The organism is Egibacteraceae bacterium, assembly GCA_040905805.1.
GTDB lineage: Bacteria > Actinomycetota > Nitriliruptoria > Euzebyales > Egibacteraceae > DATLGH01.
Genome location: JBBDQS010000115.1, coordinates 650 through 4,974 on the forward strand (window position 1 = coordinate 650; position 4,325 = coordinate 4,974).

Below are 4,325 nucleotides of genomic sequence, written 5' to 3' on the forward strand. Positions count from 1 at the left end.
TGGCGGTCGCGCAGCGACCGCCATGGCGATGCCGCGGGGTTCAGGTGCGCGGCGCCAGCGGCACCTCGGCGTGGTGGCGGCGGCCGCTCTTCGGCGGCCGGGGCGGGGGCGCGCCACCGATCGCCGCCACGGCCTGGCTGGCGGGGGTGGCGCGGTAGAGCCGGTCGACGCCGCGCAGGTGGGTGTCGCCGCCGCGCACCGGGAAGACGACGAGGTCGTCGCTCGCGGTGCGCTCGCGGACGACGGTGGCCGCGGCGCGGGCGTCGACCTCGGCGGGCTCGCCGAGGGTCTGGTCGACGGTGGCGAGCACGGCCGGGGTGGCCACGCAGGCCAGGGCCACCACCGCGCAGCGGTGCAGCAGCCCCAGCCGGCGGCCGACGTCGAGCGCGAGCCGCAGGTTCGCCTGCCCGCCGACGGTCGTGTCGGCGTGGGGCACGACCACGACCACGCGCGCCGGCGACGCCGCCTCCAGGCGTGCGAGCAGCACGGGGGCGGGCGACTCGGCCAGGATGGGCGCGGTGACCGTGGTGAACATGGCGGCGTGGTCGGGCCCGTGCCAGCCCATCAGCAGGACGGAGGCCTGCTGTTCGATGACGCTGTGCAACACCCCCGCGGCCGGGCTGGCGTCCAGACGCACCACGCCCCTGGTCTCCACACCGTGCTCGCGGGCCATCTGCTCGACCCGGGCGTTGACGGTGCGCAGCTCGTCCAGCGCGGCGATGCCGTGATCCCCGACGGCGACCGTGACGGGGACCACCACCCCCGCGTCCGCCTGCGCGATGGCCGCGCCGAGCCGCGCGAGCCCGACGGCGGACTCCGGGCGCACCACCGGCAGGACGACCACGGTGCCGAGCGCGCGGCGCGGCGCAGGGGGGACCAGCCGTGGCGCGATGCGACCCGCGATCGAGGAGCTCAGCAGGCAGGTGGCCAGGATCACCACCACCACCGCGTTGACCACGTCGGTGTCCAGCAGGCCGATGCGCAGACCCACGACGACCGCCGCCAAGGTGGCGGCGGCCTGCGCCATCGACAGGGACACCATCGCGCCGACCTCCGCGCGGGTGTAGCCGAACACCCTGCCCGACACCTCCGCCGCCGCGGCCTTGGCCACGATCGCCACGCTGGCGAACACGACCGCCAACAGCAGGGTGCGCGGATCCGTGAGCAGGCGGACGTCGATGAGCAGGCCGACGGAGAGCAGGAACAGGGGGATGAGCAGGTTGGACCCGACGAACTCGATGCGCTCCATCAGCCTGCTGCCGTTGGGCACCAGACGGTTCAGCCCGAGGCCCGTCAGGAAGGCCCCGATAATGGGCTCGAGGCCGCCGAGGTGGGCCAGCGCCGAGGCCGCGAACAACGCCGCCAGGACGAACACGAAGCGGATCCCGCCCTCATGGGCGAACCGGGCGAAGAACCACCGGCCGATGCGGGGCAGCACCCACAGGGTCACGACCCCGACGGCGGCGATCCCTGCGGCCAGCGACAGCCAGAAGACGGCCGAGAGCTCCCCCTGGAAGGCGCTGGCGACCACGACGAGGACCAGCAGCGCCGCCGTGTCGGTGATGATCGTGCCGCCCACCGAGGTGGACACCGAGCGGTTCGCGATCGTGCCGTACCGGCGGAACACCGGGTAGGACAGCAGCGTGTGCGACGCCCAGCACGACGCGAGCAGCACCGAGGCCAGAGTGCCGAACCCCAGCAGCAGGGACGACCCGAAGCCCAGCGCCATCGGGAACGCGAAGGTCAGGACCCCGAAGATCGCCGAGTCCCGACGCCGCGCGGCGAACTCCTCGAGGTCCAGCTCGACGCCGGCGAGGAACATCAGGTACAGCAGCCCGATCGTGCCGAGGGTGCCGACCGCGCCCTCCCGGGCGACCAGCCCCAGGCCGCCCGGACCGACCAGCGCCCCGGCGAGCACGAGCCCGACGATGGCGGGCACGTGCACCCGCTCGGCCAGCAGGGGCACGACCAGCACCAGGCTCATGAGCACGGCGAACAACCAGTCCGCCTCGGTCAGGGGCAGCGCGGGGAGGTTCGGAATCACCGCTGTCCCCACGACCGCATATCCGCCCGCCTGTCGGCCCCGCCCGCCTCCGGTCCCGTGCGCCGTGCCCGGATCCAGCAACGCCCGCACCAGTGTGCGGCGCGCGGGTCGACCCGCGCAAGCGCCCTATCCCAGCAGGGGCTTCGCGCCACGGTGGGCGGCAGCGGGCCTCCGCTACTGCGGGGGCAGGCGGTACCGTGCGCGGTAGCGGCGGTCGAACCACATCAGGCCGAGCGCGAGCAGGGCGAGCACGGTCAGGTCGGGGATGGCCGGCTCGGTCGAAAACGCGCCCGATGCGGTCGGTCGGGCCGCCAGGTCCTGACCGGTGCCGTCCCCGGCGGGCGGGGCCGCCTGCGGCACGGTGGCCTCAGGAGGCGCGACCGACGGCGGGGCGACCTCGAGCGGCATGGCGTCGCCGGCCCCCGCGGGAGGCGGGCCGCCCGACTGCAGTCCCGGACCGGAGGCCGACCCCGACCTGGGCCGGCGGGGGGCGGCCTGCGCCCCCTGGACGTCGGGCGGCGCCGGCGCGGCCTCGGACGGCGGTGCCCCCTCGGGGGGCGGCGCTTCCTCGCCCGGCTCACCCGGCGTGGCGGGCGCCGACGGTGGGGTCGTGGCCGGTGGCGCGTCGGGCCCGTCGTCGTCGTCCGGGGCGAGCGGGGCGAGCAGATCGCCGAGGCCGGGCCGTTCCTCCTCCTGTGCGCGGGCCTCGGGCAGCACCACACCGAACGCGCAGGCGGCGGCGAGCACGGCCACGAGCAGGCGGCGCCAGGCGCCCTCACCGCGCTGCGTTGCTCCGACGCCTTGCGCTCGTCCCGGCACGTGCACTCCTCGTCCACCGAAAGTCTGGGTCAGCCGCCCCCGGCGACCGCTACAGCCTAACGGCTGTGGCCGGTCGAGGCATAGTCCACGCAAGGGGCCTGGCGGCGCGACCCCCTGCCCGCGCGTCACGGAATGGGCGGCAAGGGCCGGTGCCCCGCGCGCGGTAGGGTCTCCGGGCGGCCACGGCCGGACGCGGGGTCGGAGCGGCAGGGAGCGGCCCGTCTTCGCCGAGGACGTATCCGGCGGGGCCGAGGCAGAAGCCGAGCGGCTGGTCGACCAGGCGGGCGGCGTGGTCTGGGTCCTGACCCCGGGCGAGGTGGCCGCGAGCAGCGCCGACCACAGCGACCGGCAGGTCGACGCGGCGCTGGACGCGGCAGCTGCGCAGCTGGGTCCGGGCGGGGACCTGCCCGCCGGCGTGGAGACGTTCGGTCGCGAGCTCGCCACGGTCGGCGGGGGCGGGCTGGACACGACCGACCTGCCGGGTCCGCTGTCGGGGGTCAGCATCCAGACGCTGGTCATCGGCGGCATCGTGGTCCTGGTCGGTGGCGTGCTCGGGGGCCTGGCCGGGAGCGCCCTGCGCGGTCGTCACCGCCGGGGGCCCCGCCCCGGCTCCGGGTCGCGCCCGAGCCGGTCGCGGGGGTCGGCGTCGCGGTCCCGCAGGTCCTCGTCGCGGTCACGGGGCAGCGCCAGCCGGCGACGGTGACCCTCCGCGCTCAGGGGTGGTGCAGCGGACCCACGGCCCGGGAGCGCAGCGCCTCGCGCACACCGGCGTCGTCGGGGACGACGAGGAGGCGCTCGTCGGGCCACCGGCCGGTCTCGGCGAGCGCGCCGACCAGCAGCGCGGGCCGCAGGGTGTCCCACAGGTGGTGGCGGACGGCCGCCAGCCCGGGCGCCCGCCCGTTCGCGTCGCGCCAGCGGTCACCGACGCCCACCGCGACCGCCTCGGCCACCTGCGTGTGCGTGGCGTGCCCCGCGTGCAGCAGGACGGCGAGCGCCAGCTCACCCACCGCCGCGGAGAAGTCGTCGCCACGGCACAGCGACTGCATGGCCGCCCGCCACAGGCGCACCGGGTCGGCCCGCAGCGCCTTGCCCGTGGTGGTCAGCAGCAGCGTCCGGCCCCGCCGGCGCACGGCGCCGACCGCTCGGGCCAGCGCATGGGTCGTGTGCACGTGGGGTGAGTCGTACTCGCTGCGGGGCGCCGAGTCGAGCAGGCGCCAGCCGAACCGGTCGGTCGTCTCGACGACGCACGCCCGGCCGAGGGTGTGGTTCTGCGTCAGCGGGATGCCCTCGGCGGCGTGGTCGAGCACCCACTGCAGCGGGCCCAGGTCGCCGGCCGGGTCAGCCGGGGGCGCCACGGGGGCGAGCAGCTGGTTGACGACGGGGACGAGCAGCTCGGAGTGCTCCTGACCGAGGTGGCAGACCCAGGAGGCCGCCCGCTCCGTGACGATCGCCATGCGCAGGC

General features: G+C 76.4%; 4 protein-coding genes. 1 reads left to right on the forward strand and 3 read right to left on the reverse strand.

Annotated elements, in window-relative coordinates:
* Nucleotides 1-40 precede the first annotated feature (40 nt).
* Together WD250_13260 and WD250_13265 are read right to left on the reverse strand one after the other, a co-directional pair.
* A complete protein-coding gene (locus tag WD250_13260; GenBank protein ID MEX2621175.1) occupies nt 41-2,044 on the reverse strand; it encodes a cation:proton antiporter in 2,004 nt (667 codons plus the stop codon).
* A gap of 174 nt (nt 2,045-2,218) precedes the next feature.
* Entirely contained in the window at nt 2,219-2,863 is a 645-nt protein-coding gene (locus WD250_13265) for a hypothetical protein (protein ID MEX2621176.1), read from the reverse strand.
* A 289-nt stretch (nt 2,864-3,152) separates the two neighbouring features.
* On the opposite strand from WD250_13265, the gene WD250_13270 reads away from it, so the two are divergent.
* Nucleotides 3,153-3,566 (forward strand): hypothetical protein, encoded by a 414-nt coding sequence (locus tag WD250_13270; protein ID MEX2621177.1) that lies wholly within the window; start codon nt 3,153-3,155, stop codon nt 3,564-3,566.
* A gap of 10 nt (nt 3,567-3,576) precedes the next feature.
* Here WD250_13270 and WD250_13275 read toward each other — a convergent pair.
* Nucleotides 3,577-4,325, reverse strand: a 749-nt coding sequence (locus WD250_13275) for a hypothetical protein (protein ID MEX2621178.1), incomplete at its 5' end; no start/stop codon positions are given.